Source organism: Paenarthrobacter sp. OM7 (genome assembly GCF_029873575.1).
Lineage (GTDB): Bacteria > Actinomycetota > Actinomycetes > Actinomycetales > Micrococcaceae > Arthrobacter.
On sequence record NZ_CP123579.1, the window covers coordinates 3,988,600 to 4,013,997 of the forward strand.

Genomic DNA, 25,398 nt, shown 5'->3' on the forward strand with positions numbered 1-25,398 from the left:
TGACGGCAAAACGGGCTGACGTCCAGAACAAGGTGACAATGCAAACGAAATGCTGCTCCCAAGATGCGTGCGAGGACGGGTGGGTCTGGTTCCAGATGGGCGAATTTGAACCCTGCCCGGGCTGCAACAGTTCCAACGATGGGCGGAAACCCGGAAGGCCGACAATCCACAATGTTGAGTCGAACTGCTCCGCAAGCGGCGGTTCCATCAAGGACGATCAGAGAAGCCCATGAGCACACGTGGAATCTGTCTCGTTATCGAAGATGACCCGGACATCGGAGGCCTGCTCGAGGTGATACTGACAGCCATGGGCTTCGAGGTCCGTGTTGAAGAGACCGGAGCGGACGGTCTGCTCTCCGCAGCAGGTTTGGAGCTGGCCCTGATCACACTTGATATGGGGCTCCCTGACATGGACGGCCGAGAAGTCGCCCGCAGACTGCGTGCAATCTCGAAGGCTCCGATACTGATGATCACAGCCTTCGTCGAACCAGGCGATGAACTCGACAGCATGGCTGCCGGCGCAACTGCCTACTTGGCCAAGCCTTTCCGCCCATCACAACTCAGGTCACTCGTGCAGGGGCTTTGTCCCCTGGCCAGGGTCTTCACCCGGGACCTGTCCGGGCAGTAACTTCCGGCACTGAAGAAGTTAGGTCTCGGTTCTACCGCGGCGCAGCTGCGCAAGCTTGGCTTCAGCGTCCTCACGCCGCCTGCCCACGATCAGCATCTGCTGAGCGACGGGGTTGTGGTGGACCAACGGGGCAGATTTCTGCCCGGTATTTCGCTCCCGACCTACCGGCCGCGGATCGGCATCCGATGGGTTCTGACTCATGGGCAATGGCCCCATTCCGAGCATCTCGACGGGTGTTCCATTTCCATGGTCGTGGCCACGGCAAGGTTGGACGCTCTGACCACTACCGAATTAGGGAAGCGGATTACCACGAAGCCAGGTCATGGCCTCGTCGCGTGAGGTGAAGAACCGGGTGGGACAAGGGAGTGTCCGCCGTGCCATAGCGAAGTTTGCGATAACCCGATTTACGGGATTGGAACCAAGCAGGGCTATCCGGGAAGCGGCACACTTAGTGCTGAAAACGGACTTGGCCTGGCGGGTCACCGCACTGGTGTTGGATATGTCGATCAACATCGGATACTCGGCACCGTCGGCTACTTCATTGACCCGTGCCATCGCTGCATGGACATCATCGGCCTCGAGAACAGTGGCCGGCTTCCACACAAGGTGGAGAACTCCCTCGGAATCGAGTTCCAGCGTACCCTTGCCGCCGTCCACAGTGATTGGTTTCATAGCTCCCCCTCGCCACTGAAGCCAAGAATAACCGCTTCCTCAAGCGTGCGGCACCCCCTAACGCTGGACTATTGTCCGTTCCACTTCCTTGGAGCTGAGGTCCTCCTCTGCCCGCGCAGTCGGTACGAACCGGGTGGTGATGATAAGTGTCCAATTCGTCCGGTTGCGCCAGCCGGCGGCGCTGGGTGTTCTCTACCACCTCTTTCACGATGTGTTCGGCTTCCTTGAGGCCGCTGTCCGGGCCGGGACGCGCGTGGAAGCGCCGCTTAAAGGCTTTGGCTTCGCGTGTAATCATTCGTCCCTTGCTGGAAACAACATGTATGAGCAGGCGATCTGCTTTATCAGTCCTAGGGGGAAGGAACCCAACCATGAAGTACCGTCGATCCGATTATGCCAAGTACGCGACTCTCGCATCGATTGCTCTGGCGCTCACTCTCGTCGCCTGCACACCTGTCGGCCCGGAGGCGAGTACTTCGTTCACACCCGCAGCTTCAGCGGAAGTCTCGATTCCCGCGCAACCACCTGCCGCGCCTTTGGGGCTTGGGTTCCCCTCCCCTGAAGTCAGCGCTCCCTCCCAGGATGGGGAACCGGCCGAGGTCACTGTTCCTGTACCGGCTGTCATGGCCCCGGTCCTTGCCGCTCCTGTAAGGCAGGCACCCGTTTCCACGACGGCAGAACCACCCGCTCCTGCCGAACCCGCAGTCACCGCTCCCCAGGAGAGCCTCCCGAATCCCGTCATTCCGTCCCCGGCAACCGTTCCGGCACCAACCAGCACAGTGGCTAACGCGCCCGCGCCAGGCTCCTGCACCGTGGCCAACATTGACATTCAGCGGAACGACCAGGTTCGGGCCATCAAGCCCATCCCGGCTGAGCATGAGCAGTACTACACAGTGCTCGGCTGCGCTGAGGGCTGGGTCGCTTACTCCATTTCCGACGACGGCATCCGGGCCATCGGCCTCGACGGCGGCAACGCCTGGTACAACGTGGGCAAGCTGCAGGCCAACGGCCGATACCTGACCGAATTCGGGCAACTGTGGGCCAGCATTTACAACTGGGAATCCCTTGGCTACGCCGTCCAGAACGGCCAGTTCGCTACCGTGCAGCAGGGCATGGACAAGGAGTTCGCGGATAAGGGCATTCCAGTTCGGTTGCGGACCCAGCTGGTCGGTGCCGGACCGGCGGCAGGCTCGTGCACCGTAGCCAATATTGACATTCAGCGGAACGACCAGGTTCGGGCCATCAAGCCCATCCCGGCTGAGCATGAGCAGTACTACACAGTGCTCGGCTGCGCTGAGGGCTGGGTCGCTTACTCCATTTCCGACGACGGCATCCGGGCCATCGGCCTCGACGGCGGCAACGCCTGGTACAACGTGGGCAAGCTGCAGGCCAACGGCCGATACCTGACCGAATTCGGGCAACTGTGGGCCAGCATTTACAACTGGGAATCCCTTGGCTACGCCGTCCAGAACGGCCAGTTCGCTACCGTGCAGCAGGGCATGGACAAGGAGTTCGCGGATAAGGGCATTCCAGTTCGGTTGCGGACCCAGCTGGTCGGTGCCGGACCGACGGCACCAACCTGGTCCGGCACCCCGTAACAACACCCCTCGGTAAGGACGCTCCAACAAGCACCGCCATACTGGGCCGCTGCAGGCCCGAACAGCTCTGCCGGCCCCTTTCGTAGAACCAGCAGCAACCTACATCCCGGGAAATGAACCATGGAACTTTTCGACACGCACACTGTAGTGATCTCTGCCGTCCTGCTGGTTCACAGCATCGGGGTAGTGCTCCTCGTCTTTTCAGCTGCAGTCCTGATGACGCTATCGTTCACCGTGGTCCTCGCCGTGCAGGCAGTCAGAACCACCTGGGCGCATGCTCGAAATACGCTTAGCTGAAAACCAGGCCCGTCCAGAATTGAGGATTCCCACTTTCCGGGATCTGGAACACTGGCGTCATGGAAATACATGCGGCGAAAGAATCTGACCTGCTGGATCGGCAGAGCATCCGGGCGGCGGCGCGAACGTTCGTTGAGGAGAAGCATCCAAGAGCAGCCGCATCCCTTCTTGGCGGCAGCGCCTCTTCCGGAACAGGCGGGGCCACGGTCGATCGATTGGAGTTACCCCTGAATCCCAGTGACTACGGGGAATTGCGGGAGTAGCCTAGTTCCAGTTGAAGTAGTGGATCTCTGTCCGGCTGGGGTTCTGCCGTGGGCCATGTGCGTTCGTCGCTGTCCGACCTCCTGGGGGTACTTTCCGACGCCGTCGCCCCTCAGCATGTAAGGTTCGACGACGGCTCCCCCACCGCCGTCGTTCCCCCACCTGACGCTCCGGTCACCGTCCGGGCCGTCACGCTCAACCGCGTGGGCAGGTCCCGGCGCGAAGGGCCTGTCCTGGACCTTGAGCTGAGGGTGGCGGTGGAATGCCACGGTCCGGAACAGCTGGACAACATGGAGCAATTGCTGCTGGCCGTGGAACTCCACAGCCAGTACTCCGTAGTGTCCAACGGCGAATTCCGGCCCGAGGAGTACTCCGGGGCCATCCAGCAGGGTCTGGGGTTCCTGGTACGCATCCCGGTATCCCTCCGGTTCGAAGAACCTTCCGACCCTCCCGCCCAACCTGCCCCGGGCAAACCAGCTGCTGGCCGCCGGATCCGGGGACGGCTGGTGGACTCACACAACAAGGGCATCCCCGACGCCTATATCCATGCCCATTCATCGGCTACGGCCGCCGTCAGCGATGCGACAGGGCACTTTGAGGTTTTGGCGTCGGCTGAGGAGCTTCAACACTTCGCTGTTGCGGTGGACGGCACCGAGCGGGAAGTTTCGGCCAGCACCAAGAGACTTCCTGTCATCATTCGCTGGGTTGTCTGAAACCATTTGCCCGCCCGGGCCGGTGCCATGAAATGATCAACCATGCGTCCGATGCAGCACTCCAGCAAACTCCAGAATGTCCGCTACGAACTCCGTGGACCCATCCTCCAAGCGGCCAAGGCCATGGAGGCCGAGGGGCATCGTATCCTCAAGATGAACCTTGGGGACACGGCGCCGTTTGGGTTGGAGGCGCCGGAGTCCGTTGTGGTGGACATGATCCACCACCTCCGCGGAGCCCAGGGGTACAGCGACTCCAAAGGCATTTTTTCCGCCCGAACCGCCATCTCGCAGTACTACCAGACCCGCGGACTGATGACCATCGGCGTCGAGGATGTTTTCATTGGCAACGGCGTCAGCGAGCTCATCTCCATGACCCTGCAGGCCTTCATGGAGAACGGCGACGAGATCCTTATCCCTGCCCCGGACTACCCTTTGTGGACCGCGGCCGTGACGCTCACCGGCGGCAACCCCGTGCACTACCTGTGCGATGAGGATGAGAACTGGTGGCCGGACATGTCCGACGTCGAAGCCAAGATCACCCCCCGCACCAAGGGCATCGTCATCATCAACCCGAACAACCCCACCGGCGCCGTCTATCCGCGCCACATTCTGGAGCAGTTCGCCGCGCTTGCCAGGAAGCATGACCTTGTCCTGTTCTCGGATGAGATCTACGAGAAGATCCGGTACGTGGACGCACCGCATATTCATACGGCGGCTGTTGCTGACGACGTCTGCGTCCTGACGTTCAGCGGGTTGTCCAAGGCGTACCGCATGCCCGGATACCGGGCAGGTTGGGTTGCCGTCACCGGCCCGTTGACGGCCACCGCGGCCTATCGGGAATCCTTGGAGCTGCTGGCCTCGCTGCGATTGTGCGCCAATGTCCCAGCCCAGCACGCCATCCAAACCTGCCTGGGTGGATACCAAAGCATCGAAGCGCTCATTCGTCCCGGCGGCCGGCTCCGCGATCAGCGGGATCTGGCATGGAAACTCCTCACCGCGATCCCGGGCGTCAGCTGCGTTCCGGCAGCCGGCGCCATGTACCTTTTCCCGAAGCTGGATCCGGAGATCTACCCCATTGAGAGCGACGAGAAGTTTGTCCTCCAACTCCTGCAGGAGCAGAAGATCCTGGTCTCACACGGCACCGCCTTCAACTGGCCCACGCCGGACCATTTCCGCTTCGTGATCCTGCCCGCCGTGGAGGACATCGAGGAAGCAGTGCGCCGGATCGACCATTTCCTCGCCGCCTACCGGAACCGCCCTGCGGACGCACCCAAGTAAGTCGCAGTTAGGGCCGTTCTGAGCGCTCTGCTGCCACTTACTTGCTCCGGAAGCAGTTAAAGGGCAGGGTCCACCATGGTCATGCCGGCAGGGTTGGCCTTGTCGAAGCCCGGCAGCAGTGCAGCAGCTTCTTCCAAGCCAATGGTGCGTTCGATGAGCATCTGCGGCTGGAGGGCACCCTGTTCAATGAGCGACATCATGCCCGGATAATCCACCGCAGCCATGCCGTGGCTGCCCAAGAGGTCCAGTTCCCAACCGATCACACGGGCCATGGGCACTTGCGGGTTGCCGTCGATGGACGGCAACAAGCCGATCTGCACATGCCGGCCTCGTCTGCGGAGGCTGAGGATCGCGTCGGCGCAGGTCTGTTCACTTCCGACGGCGTCCACCGCCACGTGGCTGCCTCCGCCGGAAAGGGCATTGATTGCGGCCGGAATATCCGTACCATCAGCGAGGACAGTATGTTCGGCGCCCAAGCGTGCAGCGACGGTCAGAGCCTCGGGGTTCCGGTCCACGGCAATCACTCGTGCGCCCATGGCCTTGGCGATCATCACAGCGCTCAACCCCACACCGCCCGCGCCAACCACAGTGACCCATTCACCGGCTTTCACCTGCGCACGGGCTGCCAACGCTCGGTATGCCGTGGCGAAGCGGCAACCGAGGCTTGCCGCCGTCGTATATTCAATGCTGTCAGGAATGGCAACCAGGTTGCTGTCGGCGGCGTGCAGGGCCACAAATTCGGCGAAGGAACCCCAATGGGTGAAACCGGGCTGCTGCTGGTCCGGGCAAACCTGGGCATCGCCGGCCAAGCACCATTCGCACGTGCCACATCCGCAGACGAAGGGCACGGTGACACGGTCGCCCACCTTCCAATGCTGGACGCCTTCCCCGACCGCGTCGATTACACCGGCGAGCTCGTGACCCGGCACGTGGGGCATTGCGATGTCATCGTGGCCGGCCCAAGCGTGCCAGTCGCTGCGGCACATGCCTGTCGCCAGCACTTTCACCACCACGCCTCCAACGGGAGCCTGGGGCTTGGCTACTTCCCTGACGTCGGGCTGGGTCCGGACCTCATCAAAAACTACGGCGCGCATCGATCGACTCTAACAATGTGCCGCAGCTGTCACACTTTCGGTCCAGCATCCGACATCCCTGATGTAAGGCACCATCTCTGAAGGGACGTCAGCATGACCCGCATCAATATCGGCCGCAGCAACAAACTCGGCTACGCCGCCGTCATCGGGCTGGAAGGCTATGCCCGCAAGTCAGTCGATCCAGATCTGTATGAACTGATCAAGCTCCGCGCCTCCATACTCAACGGCTGCGGCTTCTGTGTGGACATGCACGCCACGGACGGCCGGAAGCGCGGAATTCCGGAGAGGAAGCTGCATGCCGTGGCGGCTTGGCAGCATTCGAAAGTGTTCTTCGACGCCCGCGAACAGGCCGTACTTGCCCTGACGGATGCCGTAACCCAGCTGGGCCCGGAGACAGTCACGGACGAGATTTGGAACGCTGCTGCCACCCACTTCGACGACAGCCAGATGGGCGGCCTGATTCTCGCCATCTCCACCATCAATGTGTGGAACAGGATTGCCGTCAGCACGCAGATGGAACCGCCGGTAGATGAGAAGAACCCGATCGTCTGAAAGGTAGCGTTGGCAGCATGACTCTTGCGGTGTCAGCCACGTCGGCGTGGCAGAGCGAACGGAATCGCCTCCTCGGAATCGCTTACCGAATGCTGGGCGACTTCGGGCATGCGGAGGACGTGGTTTCCGAGGTGGCGATCGACGCCGTGCAGCGGGAACGCAAATCCGAAGCGGCCGGCGTGGATTCCTGGCCGGCGTGGCTGACAACGGTGTGTGTGCGGCGCTCTGTTGATCGGGTACGGCAACTCGCCGCAGTGCGCGAGGAGTACACCGGGCCTTGGCTGCCCGAACCAGTGGATGTGTCCAAACTTCCGGAAGAAACCATAGCCAACCGCGAGCTCCTGTCCTTGACCCTGCTGCATCTGGCCGAACAATTGGCGCCTGAGGCCAGGGCGGCGCTCGTGTTGCACCGGGCCTTCGCAATGTCCGCCCCGGAAATTGCGGACATCCTGGAAAAATCCCCTGCCGCCATCCGCCAGATGATTTCACGGGCCGAACGTCGCCTGGAGATCGATCCTGAAGCCCCCGCTCCCCGGCCCAAGGATCGCGCGGCCTTGGAGAAGCTGGTTCATGCCATCGAGCAGGGTGAAATCGACACGGTTGTCGCCATGCTGGATCGGGACGCCGTCCTCTGGGCCGACGGCGGCGGCAAGGTCAAGAGCGCCATGAACCCGCTGTTCGGGGCGGCCAGGATTGCGCGGTTTTTTGCTGGCATCCTCGGCAAGGCGGCAGTTTTCGATCCTGCGCAGCCGGTACGTGCTTGGGTCATCGAGATCAACAGCGATGCGGCCCTGGTGCTCAGGCATCATGGCCGCTCCGACATCCTGGTGATCGACACCGCCCCGGATGGCAGCATCCGTGAGCTGCGTCAGGTGTCCAACCCGGACAAGCTGACGCGGGTCTCGCTGGACGGGTAGCTCAGGCGTTGCTTCCTGACCTTCTTTGGATTCCGCGTTGAGTGTTCTCAACCTGCTCTGGTTGAGTTCCCGCGGCCACTCCGGCAAACAGGGTCAGGACGCCACAGCTGCCCGGCGCCGCAGGCGTGCTACCAGCGTGGCGGCGAGTAACGCCGTCGTGATTTCCAGTCCGATGACCAGCAACAACCCGGCAGAGCCGGAGGAAACAACTGTGCCGGACGTGTCACCAACGTTCGACGACGGCCTGCCGCCGTGGGCGTGGCCGGCACCGCCTGCTCCGAAGAGCAGGACAGCGTGAAGTCCCACCATGGCCACAGCGGACATGGTCACTTGATGGAGTGCGCCCACTCTGCTGTGCCGCCAAATGTGGACCGTACACGGGACGCAGACCGCCGCCAACCCGATCATGAGGATGCCCAACCAGGCGTCGTGGTGTCCCGAGACGGCGAGCCACAGGTGCACCAGGCAAGAGACAGCCGTGAGGGCCGCGCACATCCGGGGGTGCAGGACAGGCCCGGATGCCCGGACCTGTCCCGCGACGATTGCCATTATGGGTGTCCAGATGCGCTTTAGTGACAGTGCCCGGCGGGCTTGCCGTGTTCTTCGGCGGAAGCGGCGGCCTCGGCGTGGCAGCTCGAACCCGAGGCACTGGCCGGTACGTCCAACACCGGGCTGCGGTCGAAGAACCCTTCGGGGCGCAGTTTGAAGCCGACGGTGTCCACGGGCATGATCGGCCAGTCCTCCACGCGGGGGAAGTGCGTGAGGCCGAACGTGTGCCAGAGGACGATGTCCTGGCCGTCGATGTCGCGATCCTGGGCAACGTAGGCCGGCAAACCGGCACCGCCGGAGTGTTGGTTCACGAAGTCGCCCGTGGGGTAGCGTTCCTCGTCGGCGTAGCGGGTGACCCATACGTCCTTGGTGGCGAAGGCCGCGCGCTTCGCTATGGAGGAACCGGGGTCGGCCAGCAGCGTGGGCTGGTTCTCGGCGTGGAGTTTGTAGCCGACGGGTTCGCCGAGGCGGTTCTTCGATTCAGGGTTGGAAATGATCCAGGTGCGGCCCGCGCGTGCGTCGGCTTCGCGGACGGCCTCGGACTCTTTGGTGAGGACGGTGCGTTTGCGGGAGAACGCATTGCCGCGCTCGTTGCCCTCGCCCATGGCCTGCCGGACCACGTCTTCTTCCTCCACACGGTTGGTGAAGCCATCAATGGCCATATCCAGCCGGGCGCTGAAGAGGTGCTGATGGAAAGGGGCACCGAGGCCGGGAGCGAGCTGGGAGATGTTGTCCGAACCGCCCTCCGGGAAGGCGCTGGTAAACACGACGCCGGTGGCCTTGGCTTCGAATTCGATGGTGCCGTCCAGGTAGAGGTACCAGTAGAAGCCGTAATCGTAGTTGCCGATGGTGGTGAAGAAGGAGATCACCAAGCGGCGGTTGCGGCGGGTGTAGTTGATGCCGGACCAGAGGTCGGAGTGCTTGGAGAGGATGCCCCAGTCTTCCTCGTGCATGCAGATGGCGTTGCGGATTTCCCGGGGGTTGCCGAAAGCGTCGCTGATGACCGGGCTCAAGTAGGTGATGTCACCCAGGCAATCGCAACCGAGTTCCAGGGAGTTGGCGTACTGGCCCACCAGGTACTCGCCGGTGTCGAAGTAGTTCTGCCAGGACCGGATGGGAGAGGGATCGCCGTACGGAACCACCATCTCGGCGATCGAGGCACGGTTGATGATGGGGCGCTTCTTGTCGCCATCCTTGAACGACAGGTTGTGGAGGACAACTCCTTCCCGGACATCGAAGCCGACGTCCACGCTCCATTTCTCCCACTCCACGTGGTTCCCATCCGTGACCGTGAAGCTCGGACCCTCAGGCTGGGTGATGCTGATGGGCTTCTGCGTGGTGCGAAGCGGGCCCGTCAGTTCGGGATCCGTGTAATTCCCGTGCTCCGCGGGGATGGGCATCACCCCAAGATCGATGACCTGGGTGACTTCCTTGTTGACCACATCCACGTAAGCCACCAGGCCGTCCACGGGGTGGGCCCAGGCGCTGTCCTCCGGGAAGTCCTGCACAAACGCAAGACCGCGGAGGATGCGGCGGCCTTTCTCTTCGGCGTACTCAAAGACGCCCGCGGACAGCGGAGCCACGCGGACCTTTTCAACGTCCAGGTCCCGGGCTGCCAGCGCGGTCAGCCAGCGCTCATCAGTAGCGAGGAGCGTCTCGACAACCTCGAATTCTTCTTCGAGCACGGGCAGTTCGCCGGAAACCTTGGTGTCCAGTTCCTTGGCGGACACCAGCTCGCCGCGGGTCACCGAAACAAGGACGTCCGTGGGAGCTCCGCCCGAGATGTCGTGGATGAAGACGCGGAATCGGCGGTCCTCCTCACTGGCACCGCGGGAAGGGTCCACCAGCCCAAGGTAGGCGATCCGGTGTCCGTCACCAAGGAGGCCGGCGGCTTGGAGAATCCCCTGCACTTGGGAGATTTCGGCCCCTGTTGCCAGGCCGTACTGGTTTACTGTCTCAGTTGCTGTGGGCGTCATGGCTGCCTAGTGTTCCGGGACCTATGATGGGTCAGGATTTATTTTCTATAGGTGTAGAGAATAACCAAAACGTAAGATGGGTCACAAGACCTTTCTGCCAAATATTTTTCCGGGAGCCCACTCAGTGCCAAAGATTGTGGACCACGATCAACGACGCCTCGAACTGGTTGACGCAACGTGGCGGATCATCGCAAGGCTCGGCATGGAAGGTGCCACCATGCGGGAGATTGCCGAGGAAGCAGGCTTCGCCAACGGCGCCCTCAAGCCCTACTTCCCCACCAAGGACCTGCTGCTGACATCCGCTTTCGGGCACGTCTTCAACCGCACCAACCAGCGCATCGCCACCATGACCGAGGGGCTGTCAGGCGTCGCTGCGCTTCGCGCGTTCTGCGCTGAAGTCCTGCCCCTGGATGAGGAACGCGTCAACGAGGCCCGGATTGTGATTCCGTTCTGGCAGAAGGCGCTCAACGACGCTGACATGGCTGCGCTCCACAGCGAGTCCATGAGCCAGTGGCACACCACCATCACCGCGCACACCGCAGCAGCCCGCGCGGCCGGTGAGATCAAAGCCCCCATCGGGGACGCCGCCGTCGCTGACCACTTGCTGAACATGATGCTGGGGGCGCAGATTGTTGTGGCGTTGTCCCCTGCTGAACATTTCTCGCAGGATCTTGCGGGGCAGTTGGATAACTACCTCGCGCTGCTTGCCAGCTAACTGGTGGCGCCCGAGGCCACCACGCCGACGCCAAGACCGGCAATCACACCGCTGCTGACACGCTCGACGACGGTGCTCACCTTGGGTCGTTTGAGCCACCGCATCGCCTTGAAGGCCACGACGGCGATCATCGAAAGATAGGCGAAGGCGATAACGGCCACCACGACGCCGAGGATAAGCGAGGTACCCATGGTGTCGCCGCCGTGCGGGATGAACTGCGGGACCACGGCCAGGTAGAACAAGCCGACCTTGGGGTTGAGGAGCGTGGACAGTGCCCCTGCCCCCAGCGCGGAAAGCCTGCTGTACGGGAGGGCCGCCTCCGGTGCAGAACCGTCGGCACCTGCTTTTGCCGCTTTCCGGGATTTGATGAATGAAGAGACGCCCAAATACAGCAAGTACAGGCCGCCGGCGATCTTGACCCAACGGAACAATTCCGCGGACTGCTCCAGGATGGCGGCCAGACCGACGCCCACCAACGCAGCCCAGGCAATCGCACCAACGGCAGACCCTGCAGCCGCAGCGATACCAGCGCTGGGCCGGTTCAGCGCGATCCGCAGCACGAGGAATGTGTCCGGACCGGGAGTGACGGACAGGACGAGGCAGAGACCGGCGAAGGCCGCAAGGGAAGCAAGAGTCACAAGCTCGATTATCGGGCACGGCGGCACGCACGGAAAGCGTTCGCTTCCCGTCAATGGCTGTTCGTGCATAGACAAGGCCCAACTGCGTGACGCCGACCACACTGGAAACACCGGCGCGCGCCTCACCGGCCGCCAAGACTTACTACCCGAGCGGAGTACCAATGGAGACTTACGACGCCCTGCTGGCCTCGATCACCCCGGCCAACGGCCAGAACAGCCGCACCATCCTTGACCCTGCTACGGGTGAAGCCGTTGGCGAAGCCCCCGTGCACACCGTCCAGGATCTTGAAGCAGCCATCACCGCCGCCACGGCAGCGCAACCTGCCTGGGCTGCCCTGGGCCACGACGCCAGGTCAGCTGCGCTCATGAAAGCAGCCGACGCCGTCGAACGCTCCGCGGAAGAACTCGCCCAACTGCTCTCCCGCGAGCAAGGCAAGCCGCTGAACGGTCCGAACGCCCGCTTCGAAGTCGGCGCCTGCGCCGCCTGGCTCCGCGCCACCGCCGCTACCCCGCTCGACCCTGAAACAGTGGTGGACGACGGCGAGACCCACGCTGAACTGCATTACCGGCCCATCGGCGTCGTGGGTGCCATTGGGCCATGGAACTGGCCCATGATGATCACCGTCTGGCAGATCGCACCGGCCCTGCGCATGGGCAACGCCGTGGTGGTCAAACCGTCCGAATACACTCCGCTGTCCGTGCTGGCGCTGGCCTCGATCATCAACGAGGAGCTGCCCGAGGGCCTGCTGTCCGTGGTCTCCGGTGGCCGCGACGTCGGTGAAGCGCTGGCCTCGCACGACGCGATCGGCAAGGTCATGTTCACCGGCTCCACCGCCACGGGCAAGGCGATCATTCGATCGTCGGCCGACACGGTCAAGAGGCTCACGCTGGAACTCGGTGGCAACGACGCCGGCATCGTCCTTCCGGACTCCGACCCCAAGGCGATTGCTGAGGGCCTGTTCTGGGGTGCGTTCATCAACACCGGCCAAACCTGTGCGGCACTGAAGCGCCTGTACGTCCACGAATCCCAGTACGACGCCGTGTGCTCCGAACTTGTCGCCGTGGCTCAGGCCATGCCCATGGGTAACGGCCTGGATGAGAACAACGTTCTGGGCCCACTGCAGAACCGGCAGCAATACGACATCGTGTCCCGCTTGGTGGAAGCCGCTCGCGATTCCGGTGCCCGGGTGCTGATCGGCGGCAACCCCGACGCCGACCAGCCGGGCAACTTCTACCCGACCACTCTCGTGGCGGACATCGACAACGACAACCCGCTCGTCGCCGAGGAACAGTTCGGTCCGGCCCTGCCGATCATCAAATACAGCACCGTTGATGAGGCAGTCGCCAAGGCGAACGCGCTCGACGTCGGACTCGGCGCCTCGGTCTGGTCCTCAGACCTGGGTGCCGCGCGCGAAGTAGCATCCCGCATCCAGGCCGGCACCGTGTGGATCAACAAGCACGGAGCCGTGGATCCCCGCGTCCCGTTCGGCGGTGCGAAGCAGTCCGGCTACGGCTTGGAGTTCGGAGCCGAGGGCCTAAAGGCACTGGGGGTCCCGCAGGTCATCAACGGCTAACCCCCGCTGCGCTTACCCAAGTAGGTGACAGATAACGTCGTAATGAGCCCTCATAGTGACGTTATCTGTCACCTACTTTTGCTTTCCCAGTGCTCCGCGCTGGCCAGAAGGCTCAACCCATGGGACGCGAGCTGCCACGGCTCTGATGCCAGCACGTTCTGTCCCGGTGGTCCTGCCAGCAGGATGGCCCAAAAGAGCGTGAACAGGCCGATCGTCGTGCCCGCAAACCTTGCAACCCGCTGTTCGCTGACAGTGTTTGTTGCGCTACTTCTGAACGCTGTCGCAGTCGTCATCGGCCGCCCCCAATCCTTCTTGCGAACCTAGGGTCGGTGGCACCCACTTGTACAGTCACAGGGTGGACGCGGTTGGGAGGCCGGGCGCTCAGCGTGTAACCATGAGCATCATGGCCCAGAAGATTGCGTACCAAGGCGAGCCCGGAGCTAACTCGGATCTCGCGTGCAAGGAAATGTTCCCTGAACTCGAGAGCGTGCCTTGCGCCAGTTTTGAGGACGCCTTCGAGCTGGTGTCCACCGGGGAAGTCGATCTGGCCATGATTCCCATTGAAAACTCCATCGCCGGGCGTGTGGCCGATATCCATGTCCTGCTCCCGCAGTCCAAGCTGCAGATCGTTGGCGAGTACTTCCTACCGATCCGCTTCGACCTTTTGGGCATTCCGGGCAGCACCATCGAGGGAGCTACCGAAGTTCACAGCCACATCCACGCTCTGGGGCAGTGCCGCAGGATCATCCGGGAAGCGGGCCTGAAGCCCGTCATCGCCGGTGATACTGCAGGATCAGCCCGTGAGGTCCGGGACTGGAATGATCCCCACAAGCTGTCCCTGGCTCCGCCTCTCGCCGCTGGCCTGTACGGTCTCGAAGTCCTGGCTTCCGGCGTCGAGGACGATCCCACCAACACCACCCGCTTTGTTGTCCTGGCCCGGGAACGCGAGCTCCCTACCAAGGAAGAGCTGCCCGGCCCTGCGATCACCAGTTTCGTCTTCCGGGTCCGCAACGTTCCCTCGGCCCTGTACAAAGCACTTGGTGGCTTTGCGACCAATGGCCTCAACATGACACGGCTGGAAAGCTACATGGTGGGCGACGAGTTCGCTGCCACCATGTTCCTCTCCGACGTCGAAGGCCACCCCGAAGACGCCCGTCTCCGCCGGGCCTTGGAAGAACTGGAGTTCTTCACTACCGAGGTCCGCGTTCTGGGTGTTTACGCCGCGGACGGTTACCGGGAACGGAACACCGTCACCGTCTGATCTACCCTTGATACCGGGGGAAATGCTGACGTGAAGAAGAAGTCAAAACAGTGGGATCCACGGATCCTCTACGGCGGAATGATCGCGGTCATTTTGGCCACCTTTGTGTGGATGGCCCACAGCACCTTGCTTGGGGCATCCTTGTTCTTCGCCCCAGGGGCGACTTACACCTTTCTCCTATTTCGGGTACTGCCCCAGTCATCGCGCGCTTCCATGCTGATGCTCTGTGCATTGCCCTTGGCATCCTATTCAGCGCTTTCGTTTGAAGACGGTCTAAGGATTCCTGCCGCCGCATCGTGGTTCTTGGGTGTCATCGCCGGGGGAATTGCAAGTGGATACCCGTGGTCAGGAAGAAGGAGTCCGGCGGGGAAGAAACCCAGTGGAAGCATCGAAGCCGGCAAGGAATCCGTTGGAGGCCGGCGTCAGGCGCTAATTAATGGATCCTGCGCGGCCGTCTTGATGGGGGCCGGCCTTGCCCACTTCATCTTCCAGAGCCCGACGGCGGCAGTCGGCGCCGTTTTGGCAGGCGCCTTGATCTGCGGCTGGGCGTTGTTCCGGTTTCCACCATCGGCCGCTACCAGGAACGCACTCCTTTTGATCATCCCGGTGGAGTTCTTTTTGCTGGCATTCCTGGGAAGCAATACCAGCCAGATGGCTCTTCCGTTCGTGTGGACGTACGGTGCCCTGGCTGGTGTCCTCTTGGGAGGGCATTATTGGAGCGGCCCGCTTCGGGGCACACCCCGGCCACCATTCAGCAGCCAGGAGAAACGGCGTCGTAAGCGCAAAAAGGTACGCCGGTCGGGGGACAAACAGAAACAGAACAAGGTGCCCGCGGGGCGCCGTTGACCATCAGGCCACCTTTTTTGCCACCGTCGGGCGGCGGGAACCGTATTGCTCGCATGAGCACCGAACCCGCCGCCGGACAATGGCGCGACACCCTGCTGCTGGAGCGCCGCTCGCCGCTGGACGGCTAACACCTAGCGACCCACCGGTGCCTCTTCCTCGCGAAGCTCAACCGGGGCCGCCGAAGCCGAACGCCCCAGCTTGCTCGGCCACCAGATCTTGCTGCCGATGTCGTACGCGAGGGCAGGTACCAGCAAAGACCGGACCAACACGGTATCCAGCAACACACCGAACGCCACGATAAAGGCGAGCTGCACCAGGAACATGATGGGGATGACCCCAAGGGCCGCGAAGGTAGCGGCCAAGACCACGCCGGCGGACGTGATGACACCACCAGTAACAGCCAGCCCCCGCAGGATTCCCGGGCGGGTCCCATGCTTCAACGACTCTTCGCGGACACGGCTCATCAGGAAGATGTTGTAGTCCACGCCCAGTGCCACCAGGAACACGAAGCCGAACAACGGCACCGTGGCATCGGCACCCGAGAATCCGAAGACCCCGTTGAACACCCACGCCGAGACACCCATGGCGGCGCCGTAGGAAAGCACCACGGACAGCACCAGCAAGACCGGCGCCACTACGGATCGCAGCAGGAGCATCAGGATGAACAGGATGACGATCAGCACAATCGGGATGATGACCACAAGGTCGCGCTGCGCCGTGGTGTTCGTGTCCAGGGCGGTGGCCGTGACTCCACCCACCAACGCGTCTGCGTCAACTTCCTTGACAGCCACCCGCAGCGACTTCACCGCCTCTTCCGCTTCGATGGAGTCCGCGGCCGAGTTCAGCGTCGCATTGATCAGGACCCTGCCCTCGCGCACGGCCGGGTCAGCAGGAGCACCGGGAGCGCCGGTGATGGGCACGTTTCCGTCGGCCAGCAGGTAGGCGTCGCCCACGCCGTCGGCGGCTTTGACCTTGTCCAGCACCTGCTGGGCGGAACCCTCGGAGGCTACCACGACGGCAGGGCTGCCGCTGCCGGCGTCGAAGTGGCGGGCCAATGCTTCCTGTCCGTCCACTGCGTCGGAAGCGGAGAGAATGACGTCCGTTTGAGGAACACCGTTGGCCTTCAACTGCATCAGGCCGGTGGAGGCCGCAAGGAGCAGGAACACTGAAGCCACCCACACAACGCGCGGCCGCTTGGAGACCAGACGACCCGTGGCGCGCCACAGTCCCTTTTGCCCTTCAAGTCCCGTGACAATCTCAGGTTCGCGTTCGTCGTCGGGCAGCAGCTTGGGCCGGAAGGGCCAGAAGGCTGCACGGCCAAGCAATGCCATCAGCGCGGGCAGGAGCGTGAGCGCAGCGAACAAAGAGCAAAGGATGCCAGCGGCGGCCACCGGGCCCAGCGCCTTGTTCGAATTCAGATCGGAGAACAGCAGGCAGAGCAGCGCGATGATCACGGTGGCCCCGGAAGCGAGGATCGGCTCAAACGATGCCTTCCACGCCGTGATCACGGCGTGCGTTCGGTTGGCGGTATGGGTCAGCGCCTCCCGGAACCGGGCCACGTACAACAGCGCGTAGTCGGTAGCCGCACCGATCACCAGAATGGACAGAATGCCTTGGCTTTGGCCGTTGAGCTGGATCCAGCCAGCCTTGGCCATGCCGAACACCAGCAAAATAGCCGCACACAGTGCAAAGACCGAGGTGAACAGCACCGCCAGTGGCAGCACCACCGAGCGGTACACCAGCAGCAGGATCACGAACACGGCTCCCAAGGCAACCAGGAGCAGGATGCCGTCGATCCCGCCGAAAGCGTTGACGAGGTCGGCGGTCAGGCCCGCGGGTCCTGTAACAAAGGCCTTCATGCCGTCGGGCGCTCCGGGCTGGACGACGTCGCGCAGTTCCTGGACTTTTTCGCGGAGTTCATCAGAGGACGCCATCGGAACGATGAACTGGACGGCTTTGCCGTCTTCCGAAGGAATGGGCCCGACGACGGCACTCCCCAGTTTGAGTGCCTCAATGTCGGCTTTCAGCTGGGCTGCTTCGCCCAGTTGGGCCGGGGTGAACGCAGCATCGCTCTCAACGATGACCACGGCGGGGATCTCTTCAGAGTCCCGGAACTTGGCCTGCCAGTCGCCCGCTTCCGTGGCTTCGGCGCCTGCGGGGAGGAACGAGGCCTGGTCGTTGGAGGAAACTTCTTCCAGCCGCCCGAAGGTAGGGCCGCCAATGCCGGCGATGCCGAGCCACGTGATGACCAGCACCACGGGGATCAGCCAGCGCAGCCAGAAAGGTACTTTCCGCGAGTTCATGAGTCCTTCTTCTGTGGGGATGCTTGTTGCCTTTATTCCATCACAGATTATCTCTATGATGGAACTATTCCAAGGGTTGGCTCCATCGGATGCCAAAATCCTTCACTGCTGGGAGTAATATCCGGAAGGCAGTAATCACCAGACAAACGCTGGCAGGAGGGCGGATATGTCGGACACACCAGCCACGCGCCCCGAGAACGCAGCCCCCCAGGAACTGGTGCGGCTTCTCCAGGACTTCACCCTCGAAGCCAACCACTACGTTGACGCAGCAGGTGGCCGGAACGACATGCACCGTACGGACCTCAACGCACTCGCCGTCATCATGCGCCACTCCGCGGCCGGCAAAGTGGTCACGCCGGGTGTTCTCCGCGCCGAACTCCGGCTCAGCTCCCCCGCCACCACGGCCTTGGTTGATCGCCTGCATGCCTCCGGGCACGTGGTGCGCGAACGGCTCGGCACGGACCGCCGGCAGGTCCAGCTGCAGATGACACCCAAGGCGTATCGGGACGGAAGCGCCATGTTCATGCCACTGGCCATCCGCATGGGCAAGGCCATGGCTGCCTACAGCTCCGAGGAACTGGAGCTTGTCACCCGCTTCATGACGGACATGGTGGAAGCAACCCTCGCCGCGCGCGAGGAAGCATCCCAACCCGAGGCGCCGCGCTCCACCTAAATCCACCTTCCAAGTTGTAGCGTTTCCCTATGAACGCGCAGCAGCCTGAAGATGTCTATACCCACGGACACCACGAGTCGGTTGTCCGGGCCCACGCCTCACGGACGGTCGAGAATTCGGCCGCGTTTGTGATTCCCCATCTCACCGCCGGGACTTCAGTACTCGACGTCGGGTGCGGACCGGGGAGCATCACCTGCGATTTCGCCGGGCTCGTTGCGCCAGGGCAAGTGATCGGTTTGGACCGTTCGCCGGATATCGTTGCCCAGGCCACCGAGCTGGCCACTGAGCGTGGCGTTGACAACGTGACCTTCCGGACCGGCAACATCTACGATCTCGACTTCGAGGACGAGTCCTTCGACCTCGTCCATGCCCACCAAGTCCTCCAGCACCTCACCGACCCCGTGGCCGCCTTGCGCGAGATGCGGCGGGTGGCCAAGCCCGGTGCGATCGTTGCCGTGCGCGACGCTGATTTCCACGGCATGAGCTGGTACCCGGAAGTTCCGGAGCTCGACGACTGGATGGAGCTCTACCAGAAGATCGCCCGCCGCAACGGAGCAGAACCCGACGCCGGCCGACGCCTGGTTTCGTGGGCCCAGCAGGCTGGATTCACCCAGGTGGCTCCCACCAGCAGCAACTGGCTCTACGCCACGGCGCAGCAGCGCGCCTGGCAATCCCGGGTCTGGAGCGAGCGGGTGCTGCATTCCGCATTTGCCGAGCAGGCGTTGGAGTACGGTTTCGCCAACGAAGCAGACCTCGCCCGGATCGCCGCGGGCTGGCACCGCTGGGGAGCCACCGACGACGGGTACTTCCTCATCCCCAACGGCGAGGTCATTGCGCGGGCCTGAAACTTTTGAAAAAAATTCCCGAGCCATGTAGAAAAGTCCACCGCAGTTCCGACCCATGAGTGAAGGCACCCACAATGGGCGCCCCTCACAAGGAGTTTGAGATGAAATACATGATCATGATGTTCGGGTCTGCCGAGGGCATGATGGCGACTGCCGATCCGGAGTGGATCAAGGAAATGATCGGGTTCATGATCCAGATCGATAAGGACCTGACCGAGTCCGGTGAGCTCGTTTTCAACGCCGGGCTGGCCGACGGCAGCACCGCGAAACTCGTCAAGCAGACCCCGGACGGCGTCATCACCACCGACGGCCCCTACGCCGAGTCCAAGGAATCACTGGTGGGCTACTGGGTGGTTGATGTCGCGAGCGAGGAGCGCGCGGTGGAAATCTGTTCAAGCATTGTGAAGTACGCGCAGGTAGTTGAGCTTCGCGCCATCCCGAACGGACCGCCGGAGGTCTAGCGTTTGACCGAACCTTCACCGGAAGCACGAATCGAGGACCTGCTGCGCACCTTGGCTCCGCAGGTCCTCGGCGTGCTGGCGAGGACTCACGGCCAGTTCGATGTGTGCGAGGACGCCGTCCAGGAAGCACTCCTTGAAGCCTCCCTGCAGTGGCCAACGGCCTTGCCGGACAACCCGCGGGCCTGGTTGATCGCCGTCGCAAGCCGCCGTTTAGTGGACATCTGGCGGAGCGAAAGCGCCCGGCGCGTCCGGGAGGAACGCGCCACAGCCATCGATTTCCAAGCAGGTCCAGTCCTGGAGGCAGACGACACCCTTACCCTCATGTTCCTGTGCTGCCATCCAGCCCTGTCCGCACCATCGCAACTCGCCTTGACGCTTCGCGCAGTTGGAGGACTCACGACGGCGGAAATCGCCTCGGCCTTCCTGGTCCCGGAAGCGACCATGGGACAGCGCATCAGCCGCGCGAAACAGGGGATCCAAAAGGCGGGAGCCACGTTCAGCATGCCGCCGGCCTCCGAGCGGAAGGCGAGGCTCGGCGTCGTACTTCATGTCCTTTACCTGATCTTCAACGAAGGTTACGCGGCAAGTTCCGGTCCATCCCTCCGGCGCGAGGACCTCACCACGGAAGCGATCCGGGTGACACGCCTGCTGGTGGGCGCCGCACCACATGAGCTTGAGGCGAGCGGCCTGCTGGCGCTGATGCTGCTCACGGATTCCCGGCGGGCGGCGCGTGCTCTGCCGGACGGAACACCGGTGCCACTGGCCGAGCAGGACCGAAGCCTTTGGAATCGGGAACAGATGGAGGAGGGCATCGCGCTGTTGTCCTCCGTGCTGGGGCGTGGGGCGGCCGGGCCATATCAACTTCAGGCGGCCATCGCTGCCGTTCACGCAGAGGCCGCCTCAGACGAAGAGACTGACTGGCCACAGATTCTAGCCCTCTACACAGTCCTTGACGCCGTCGCACCCAGTCCCGTGGTCACACTGAATCGCGCGGTAGCTGTGGCCAGGGTGCATGGGCCGGTCGCTGGCCTGGAATTGTTGGTCGGACTGGATAGGGCGCTGGGTCGGACGCACCGCTTGGACGCCGTGCGGGGCCACTTCCTGGAGATGGCCGGCTCGTACAGTGAGGCCCGCGCGGCCTACCTCTCGGCCGCCAAGAAGACCGGAAGCCTGCAGGAACGAAAGTACTTAATGGGGAAAGCAGCGCGGATGGACGAGCATTAAGCCCATATAGTCGAACCCATGGAACAGCGCATACTTGGCAAGACCGGCCGATCCGTCTCCACCGTGGGACTGGGAACCTGGCAACTCGGAGCCGACTGGGGTTCAGTCACCGAAGAAGACGCCTTTGCCGTCCTGGAAGCCTCCGTACAAGGCGGCGTCAACTTCTTCGACACCGCAGACGTCTACGGTGACGGCCGCAGTGAGCAGTTCATTGGCCGCTTCCTTCGCGCCAATCCGAACCTGGACATCACGGTCGCCACCAAGATGGGCCGTCGGGTGGATCAAGTCCACGGGAATTACACTCTGGAGAACTTCCGGGCCTGGACCGACCGCTCTCGGCGCAACCTGCAGCAGGACACCCTGGACCTCGTTCAATTGCACTGCCCTCCCACGTCCGTGTACAGCAGCGACGAAGTCTACGATGCACTGGACACCTTGGTCAGCGAGGGCGCCATCCGCAACTACGGCGTCAGCGTCGAGCGCACGGATGAGGCACTCGAAGCCATCAGGCGCGGGAACACCGCTTCCGTGCAGATCATCCTCAATGCCTTCCGCTTGAAACCGCTGGATGAGGTGCTGCCCGCAGCCAAGGAAGGGGGCGTTGGCATTATTGCCAGGGTGCCGCTGGCCTCCGGTCTGCTGTCCGGGAAGTACACGCCGGACACCGAGTTCCCTGAGAACGACCACCGCAATTACAATCGCGACGGCTCTTCCTTCGACGTCGGCGAGACCTTCTCCGGCGTCGATTTCGCAACGGGCGTCAAGGCGGCGCAGGAGTTCAGCGGATTAGTGCCCGACGGCGTCAGCACCGCCCAGGCGGCCCTCGCCTGGGTCATCGCCCAGGATGGCGTCACATCGGTCATTCCCGGTGCGCGCTCCGCTTCGCAGGCAGCGGCAAATGCCGAAGCCGGTGGTTTGCAGGCTGTGGGGGCCGGGCTCACGGACGGTGTCCGGGACATCTACGACCGGTACTTCCGCGAAGCGATCCACCCGCGCTGGTAGTTGCTGGGCCGCCGTCGGGCGCTGGCTGCTACCAGCCGCTGCGCGTCGGCGTGTGTCCCTTACGGGCTTCCTCGGGCATGGACATTTCTGCACGCAGTCCGAGGAGCCGGATGGGACGGTCCGGCTCCATTTTTCCGGTGAGGTCCAAGGCCTGCGCGAGGACTTCTTCCCTGTCGAACGTCTCAGGAATCTTCCTGGCGTAGGTCTTGGTGAAGAACGGTGCGTAGCGGACTTTCAACGTCAGCCCAATCACGGGGCGCCCCTCCGCTGCGACGTCTTCCAGGACGCGGGCGGTCAGTTCCTTGATGGCGTCGCTGATCTGGGTGGGCTCTGTGAGGTCCTGCTGGAACGTGGTCTCGCGGCCATGGGCGCGGGCGACCCACGGAGTGTCATCCACTTCGCTGGAGCCCTCACCGCGACCCAACTGCGCGTACCAAGGGCCCATTTTGGGGCCAAACTCCGGGACCAGGGTCTGGGGGTCGGTTGCGGCGAGCTCTGCCACCGTGGTGATTCCGTGCTTCGCCAGCCGTTGTGACACCTTGCTCCCGACGCCCCACAATTCCTTGGTGGGCATTTCACCCATGACGTCGAGCCAGTTCTCCTTGGTCAGCCTGAAAATTCCTGCGGGCTTGCCAAAATCCGTGGCATTCTTGGCGCGGACCAACGTGTCACCGATGCCCACACTGCAATGCAGCTGGGTTTGCTCGAGGACGGCGGCCTGGATCTGCCGGGCATATGCGTCCGGGTCGTCAGTTTCGACGCCGACAAAAGCCTCATCCCAGCCGAGCACTTGAACCGTGGCTCCCGGCTGGGCGCGCAGTGTGGTCATCACTACGTCCGAGGCCGCCAGATATGCCTCTTGATCTACCGGCAGGATGATGGCGTCGGGCACTTTCCGGGCAGCGATCCTGAGCGGCATCCCCGAGCCGACGCCGAACGCTCTGGCTTCGTAAGATGCGGTGGACACCACAGCCCGTTCCGTGGGGTCACCCCGGCCACCGACGATGATCGGTTTGCCCGCGAGCTCGGGCCGCCGGAGTATCTCGACAGCGGCAATGAACTGGTCCAGATCGACGTGCAGCACCCACGGGATTCCGCTCACGGCACCAGTTTGCCCTACGGCGTTGCTTCCTGACCCTCTTTGATCCGCGGGAGCTCGGAAAACAACCCATTCCGGGTGCATTAGGCCTTGTCAGCCGCCAAAAGAGGTCAGGAAGCAACGGGTCGGAAGAGCCCACCTCACCGGCATAAGCTGAGGTGTGCAGTTTTCACTTTGGCTGGCTCTGGTTGGTGCCGGCACCCTGATCAGTTTCACTCCCGGCGCCGGAGCCATCTTCACCATGAGCAACTCGCTCAATTCCGGCTTCCGTCGTTCCATCTGGGGCATTCTCGGACAACAGGTGGCTCTGGTCATCCACATCGTCATTGTTGCCTTGGGCGTCGGCGTGCTGGTTTCCAACTCTCCCGTCATCTTCAACGTCATTCGTTACGCGGGCGCCGCGTACCTTGTGTACCTCGGCATCCGGCAGTTCCTGCACAAGCCTGACCTGGACAAAGAGAAGGTGGACAGCCAAAAGAACGAGTCGGCCTTGTCCATGTTCCAGCGAGGCATTTGGGTGAACCTGCTGAACCCCAAGGCAATCGTCTTTTTCCTGGCGTTCATGCCGCAGTTCATCAGGCCGGACCAGCCGTTGCTCCAGCAATATGCCGTGCTGACCGCCACTGTCCTGGTTATCGACATTCTGGTGATGTGGTTCTTCTTCGCCCTGGCTGCGCGTTCCTTCCAGCGGTTCACCCACGACCAACGCGGCCAAACAATTTTGAACCGCATCTTTGGCTGCCTGTTCGTCCTTGTCGGCATCTTGCTGGCAGTCATCCACTAGCCACGGCGACAACGCTTGGTGCTACCGTCGAGGCCATGGAGCCGGACTGGATCGAACACCGACGCACAGACGATGGCGAGCACGTGGGGTGGATGAAGCCCGTTGACGACGGATTCGTAGCAATTGACCTGCTGGGACGCCCGCGCACGGACGTTGTGGATTGGTTCACTGCCGAAGAAACACTCGATGACCTCGGCCTCCGCTACCTCGCCGATCCGCACGAGTTGCTGCTCGACGACGGCGACTGGCTGCGCGTCCGGATAGCGGAAGTCACTCCGTCCCTGGTGCGAGTGAAAAAGGAAGATTGGGGCGATATGACCGCTCCACAGATCTACTTCACCGTGTCAAACCCCGTCTCGGAAGGACAGCTTCGCCCGCTCTCCCCTGGCTAAGACGTAGATCCCCGAACCACCAGCGAGCTCTCGAGCGTCACGTGGGTTTCGTCCAGCGGCAGGCCTTCCATCAGGCCCCGCAGCTGCTCCCCCGCTTTACGGCCCAAGGGCGTTGCCGGCAGGTGCACGCTGGTGAGGCTGGGGTTGCTGGTTGCCGAATAGGGCAAGTCATCAAACCCTGCCACAGCCAGCTGCTCCGGGATCCGGACACCTTCCACCCGAGCTTCCTGCAGAACGCCATAAGCGTGCGTGTCCGTCCCGCAGACGACGGCGGTGACCCCCTCGCGCTGCCACTCCGGCCAGACGTCGGCGAACGCGGCGGCGGCAGCACCGACGTCGATCGGGGTGCTGATGACATGGCCAGGGGCCACGGAAAGTCCGCACGAAGCAGCCTCCGCAAGAAAGGCTTCGCGGCGCAACTGGAACGTGGTTGTTCCCGTCACGCCATCCACGTAGGCGGCGCGGGTATGACCGGAAGACGCCAAATGCCGGGCAAGTTCCCGCGCGCCCTGGGCAACGTCAAGGTTCACGGAAGGCGCGTAGGACTCAAGGCCGGGTGCATCCAACAGGACCAACGGGCCGGCCGCGGACAGATCTTCCAGGAACTCTGCACTGGGCGCCCCCACCAGCAAACCGGCAGGGCGCAGTGCCAGAAGTTTGCGGACATCGTCAGCCTGGGGCGACTCACCAGCGTCGGTCACGGAAAGCAGCAACTGGTACTGGGACCCCAAGGATTCCCGCACCCCGGCGATCACGTTGGCGAAGAAGGGGTTGGAAACGTCCGGAGTCACCAAAATGACAATCGAACTGACCCCGCGGGCCAGGGAACTGCCGATGCTGTCCACCACGTAGCCGAGTTCGGAAATAGCCAAGCGGACCCTGGAGATGTTGTCCTCAGAGACGCGCCCCTGGGTTTTTCCGTTCGCCACCAGGGAGACGGTCGCCGTCGAAACGCCCGCACGGGCGGCTACCATCGCAGCCGTCACGCGAGGTGAGCGGGGCGCGCTGCCTTGGCGCCGATCCAGGGATTCCATGCATCGATCGTATCG

The 25,398-nt window shown here is 62.9% G+C and carries 26 protein-coding genes and 1 pseudogene; 18 read left to right on the forward strand and 9 right to left on the reverse strand.

Translation table 11 applies throughout. The annotated features are described in order from the left end of the window. Positions 1 to 229: 229 nt before the first annotated feature. Positions 230 to 628, forward strand: coding sequence for a response regulator transcription factor (locus QEH68_RS18340; RefSeq protein ID WP_280623943.1), 399 nt, complete (start codon positions 230 to 232; stop codon positions 626 to 628). Between the two features lie 18 nt (positions 629 to 646). Here the strand turns inward: QEH68_RS18340 and QEH68_RS18345 are convergent, their stop codons facing one another. Both QEH68_RS18345 and QEH68_RS18350 read right to left on the reverse strand, forming a co-directional pair. Continuing rightward, positions 647 to 829: a hypothetical protein gene (locus QEH68_RS18345; protein ID WP_280623944.1), complete on the reverse strand. Its 183-nt coding sequence runs from the start codon at positions 827 to 829 to the stop codon at positions 647 to 649. Between the two features lie 90 nt (positions 830 to 919). Further along, positions 920 to 1,300, reverse strand: a complete 381-nt coding sequence (locus tag QEH68_RS18350; RefSeq protein ID WP_280623945.1) for an STAS/SEC14 domain-containing protein — start codon at positions 1,298 to 1,300, stop codon at positions 920 to 922. A gap of 368 nt (positions 1,301 to 1,668) precedes the next feature. Here QEH68_RS18350 and QEH68_RS18355 point away from each other — a divergent pair, with 368 nt between their 5' ends. From QEH68_RS18355 to QEH68_RS18370, 4 genes are all read left to right on the forward strand, one after another. Beyond that, on the forward strand, positions 1,669 to 2,895 hold the full coding sequence (locus QEH68_RS18355) for a hypothetical protein (RefSeq protein WP_280623947.1): 1,227 nt from the start codon (positions 1,669 to 1,671) through the stop codon (positions 2,893 to 2,895). Between the two features lie 120 nt (positions 2,896 to 3,015). Then, positions 3,016 to 3,192 carry a hypothetical protein gene (locus tag QEH68_RS18360; protein ID WP_280623949.1) on the forward strand — a complete coding sequence of 59 codons (177 nt, stop codon included), beginning with the start codon at positions 3,016 to 3,018 and terminating at the stop codon, positions 3,190 to 3,192. A gap of 311 nt (positions 3,193 to 3,503) precedes the next feature. Then, complete coding sequence (locus tag QEH68_RS18365; protein WP_207595120.1) at positions 3,504 to 4,166, forward strand: hypothetical protein; 663 nt, start codon at positions 3,504 to 3,506, stop codon at positions 4,164 to 4,166. Between the two features lie 42 nt (positions 4,167 to 4,208). After that, on the forward strand, positions 4,209 to 5,444 hold the full coding sequence (locus tag QEH68_RS18370; RefSeq protein WP_280623951.1) for a pyridoxal phosphate-dependent aminotransferase: 1,236 nt from the start codon (positions 4,209 to 4,211) through the stop codon (positions 5,442 to 5,444). Between the two features lie 56 nt (positions 5,445 to 5,500). On the opposite strand, the gene QEH68_RS18375 is transcribed toward QEH68_RS18370, so the two are convergent. After that, complete coding sequence (locus tag QEH68_RS18375) at positions 5,501 to 6,538, reverse strand: zinc-dependent alcohol dehydrogenase family protein (protein ID WP_280623953.1); 1,038 nt, start codon at positions 6,536 to 6,538, stop codon at positions 5,501 to 5,503. A gap of 93 nt (positions 6,539 to 6,631) precedes the next feature. Here QEH68_RS18375 and QEH68_RS18380 point away from each other — a divergent pair, with 93 nt between their 5' ends. Together QEH68_RS18380 and QEH68_RS18385 are read left to right on the forward strand one after the other, a co-directional pair. After that, positions 6,632 to 7,090, forward strand: coding sequence for a carboxymuconolactone decarboxylase family protein (locus QEH68_RS18380; protein ID WP_207595126.1), 459 nt, complete (start codon positions 6,632 to 6,634; stop codon positions 7,088 to 7,090). 17 nt (positions 7,091 to 7,107) lie between these two features. After that, positions 7,108 to 8,007, forward strand: coding sequence for a sigma-70 family RNA polymerase sigma factor (locus QEH68_RS18385; RefSeq protein ID WP_280623956.1), 900 nt, complete (start codon positions 7,108 to 7,110; stop codon positions 8,005 to 8,007). A 93-nt stretch (positions 8,008 to 8,100) separates the two neighbouring features. Here the strand turns inward: QEH68_RS18385 and QEH68_RS18390 are convergent, their stop codons facing one another. Together QEH68_RS18390 and QEH68_RS18395 are read right to left on the reverse strand one after the other, a co-directional pair. After that, positions 8,101 to 8,556: a hypothetical protein gene (locus tag QEH68_RS18390; RefSeq protein ID WP_207595130.1), complete on the reverse strand. Its 456-nt coding sequence runs from the start codon at positions 8,554 to 8,556 to the stop codon at positions 8,101 to 8,103. A gap of 20 nt (positions 8,557 to 8,576) precedes the next feature. Next, complete coding sequence (locus QEH68_RS18395) at positions 8,577 to 10,532, reverse strand: primary-amine oxidase (protein WP_207595132.1); 1,956 nt, start codon at positions 10,530 to 10,532, stop codon at positions 8,577 to 8,579. A gap of 124 nt (positions 10,533 to 10,656) precedes the next feature. Here QEH68_RS18395 and QEH68_RS18400 point away from each other — a divergent pair, with 124 nt between their 5' ends. After that, positions 10,657 to 11,247 (forward strand): TetR family transcriptional regulator C-terminal domain-containing protein, encoded by a 591-nt coding sequence (locus QEH68_RS18400; protein ID WP_207595134.1) that lies wholly within the window; start codon positions 10,657 to 10,659, stop codon positions 11,245 to 11,247. On the opposite strand, the gene QEH68_RS18405 is transcribed toward QEH68_RS18400, so the two are convergent. After that, entirely contained in the window at positions 11,244 to 11,885 is a 642-nt protein-coding gene (locus QEH68_RS18405; protein ID WP_207595136.1) for a LysE family translocator, read from the reverse strand. The two genes, QEH68_RS18400 and QEH68_RS18405, sit on opposite strands and share 4 nt — an antisense overlap. Positions 11,886 to 12,046: 161 nt before the next feature. Here QEH68_RS18405 and QEH68_RS18410 point away from each other — a divergent pair, with 161 nt between their 5' ends. From QEH68_RS18410 to QEH68_RS18420, 3 genes and pseudogenes are all read left to right on the forward strand, one after another. After that, positions 12,047 to 13,459, forward strand: coding sequence for an aldehyde dehydrogenase family protein (locus tag QEH68_RS18410; protein WP_280628043.1), 1,413 nt, complete (start codon positions 12,047 to 12,049; stop codon positions 13,457 to 13,459). A 403-nt stretch (positions 13,460 to 13,862) separates the two neighbouring features. Beyond that, complete coding sequence (locus QEH68_RS18415) at positions 13,863 to 14,720, forward strand: prephenate dehydratase (RefSeq protein WP_280628044.1); 858 nt, start codon at positions 13,863 to 13,865, stop codon at positions 14,718 to 14,720. An 871-nt stretch (positions 14,721 to 15,591) separates the two neighbouring features. Further along, positions 15,592 to 15,694, forward strand: a pseudogene (locus tag QEH68_RS18420) (N-acetyltransferase); the annotation flags it as partial. Between the two features lie 3 nt (positions 15,695 to 15,697). On the opposite strand, the gene QEH68_RS18425 reads toward QEH68_RS18420, so the two are convergent. Further along, positions 15,698 to 17,869, reverse strand: coding sequence for an MMPL family transporter (locus tag QEH68_RS18425; protein WP_280623960.1), 2,172 nt, complete (start codon positions 17,867 to 17,869; stop codon positions 15,698 to 15,700). Between the two features lie 166 nt (positions 17,870 to 18,035). Between QEH68_RS18425 and QEH68_RS18430 the strand changes: the two genes are divergently transcribed. The 5 genes from QEH68_RS18430 to QEH68_RS18450 all read left to right on the forward strand — a co-directional run bounded on the left by QEH68_RS18430 (position 18,036) and on the right by QEH68_RS18450 (position 22,074). Next, positions 18,036 to 18,542 (forward strand): MarR family transcriptional regulator, encoded by a 507-nt coding sequence (locus tag QEH68_RS18430; RefSeq protein WP_207595140.1) that lies wholly within the window; start codon positions 18,036 to 18,038, stop codon positions 18,540 to 18,542. A 29-nt stretch (positions 18,543 to 18,571) separates the two neighbouring features. Further along, positions 18,572 to 19,387, forward strand: a complete 816-nt coding sequence (locus tag QEH68_RS18435) for a methyltransferase domain-containing protein (protein ID WP_207595141.1) — start codon at positions 18,572 to 18,574, stop codon at positions 19,385 to 19,387. A gap of 101 nt (positions 19,388 to 19,488) precedes the next feature. Next, positions 19,489 to 19,848, forward strand: a complete 360-nt coding sequence (locus QEH68_RS18440) for a YciI family protein (protein WP_207595142.1) — start codon at positions 19,489 to 19,491, stop codon at positions 19,846 to 19,848. A gap of 3 nt (positions 19,849 to 19,851) precedes the next feature. Continuing rightward, positions 19,852 to 21,072 carry a sigma-70 family RNA polymerase sigma factor gene (locus QEH68_RS18445; RefSeq protein WP_280623964.1) on the forward strand — a complete coding sequence of 407 codons (1,221 nt, stop codon included), beginning with the start codon at positions 19,852 to 19,854 and terminating at the stop codon, positions 21,070 to 21,072. 18 nt (positions 21,073 to 21,090) lie between these two features. Continuing rightward, positions 21,091 to 22,074: an aldo/keto reductase gene (locus tag QEH68_RS18450; protein WP_280623966.1), complete on the forward strand. Its 984-nt coding sequence runs from the start codon at positions 21,091 to 21,093 to the stop codon at positions 22,072 to 22,074. 28 nt (positions 22,075 to 22,102) lie between these two features. Here QEH68_RS18450 and QEH68_RS18455 read toward each other — a convergent pair whose 3' ends face one another. Beyond that, positions 22,103 to 23,158, reverse strand: coding sequence for a DNA polymerase IV (locus QEH68_RS18455; RefSeq protein ID WP_280628045.1), 1,056 nt, complete (start codon positions 23,156 to 23,158; stop codon positions 22,103 to 22,105). A 175-nt stretch (positions 23,159 to 23,333) separates the two neighbouring features. Here QEH68_RS18455 and QEH68_RS18460 point away from each other — a divergent pair, with 175 nt between their 5' ends. Both QEH68_RS18460 and QEH68_RS18465 read left to right on the forward strand, forming a co-directional pair. Then, positions 23,334 to 23,957, forward strand: coding sequence for a LysE family transporter (locus QEH68_RS18460; RefSeq protein WP_207595145.1), 624 nt, complete (start codon positions 23,334 to 23,336; stop codon positions 23,955 to 23,957). A gap of 35 nt (positions 23,958 to 23,992) precedes the next feature. Beyond that, positions 23,993 to 24,349: a hypothetical protein gene (locus QEH68_RS18465; protein ID WP_280623968.1), complete on the forward strand. Its 357-nt coding sequence runs from the start codon at positions 23,993 to 23,995 to the stop codon at positions 24,347 to 24,349. Here QEH68_RS18465 and QEH68_RS18470 read toward each other — a convergent pair. Continuing rightward, positions 24,346 to 25,383 (reverse strand): LacI family DNA-binding transcriptional regulator, encoded by a 1,038-nt coding sequence (locus QEH68_RS18470; RefSeq protein ID WP_207595148.1) that lies wholly within the window; start codon positions 25,381 to 25,383, stop codon positions 24,346 to 24,348. The genes QEH68_RS18465 and QEH68_RS18470 overlap by 4 nt on opposite strands. Positions 25,384 to 25,398: the final 15 nt, after the last annotated feature.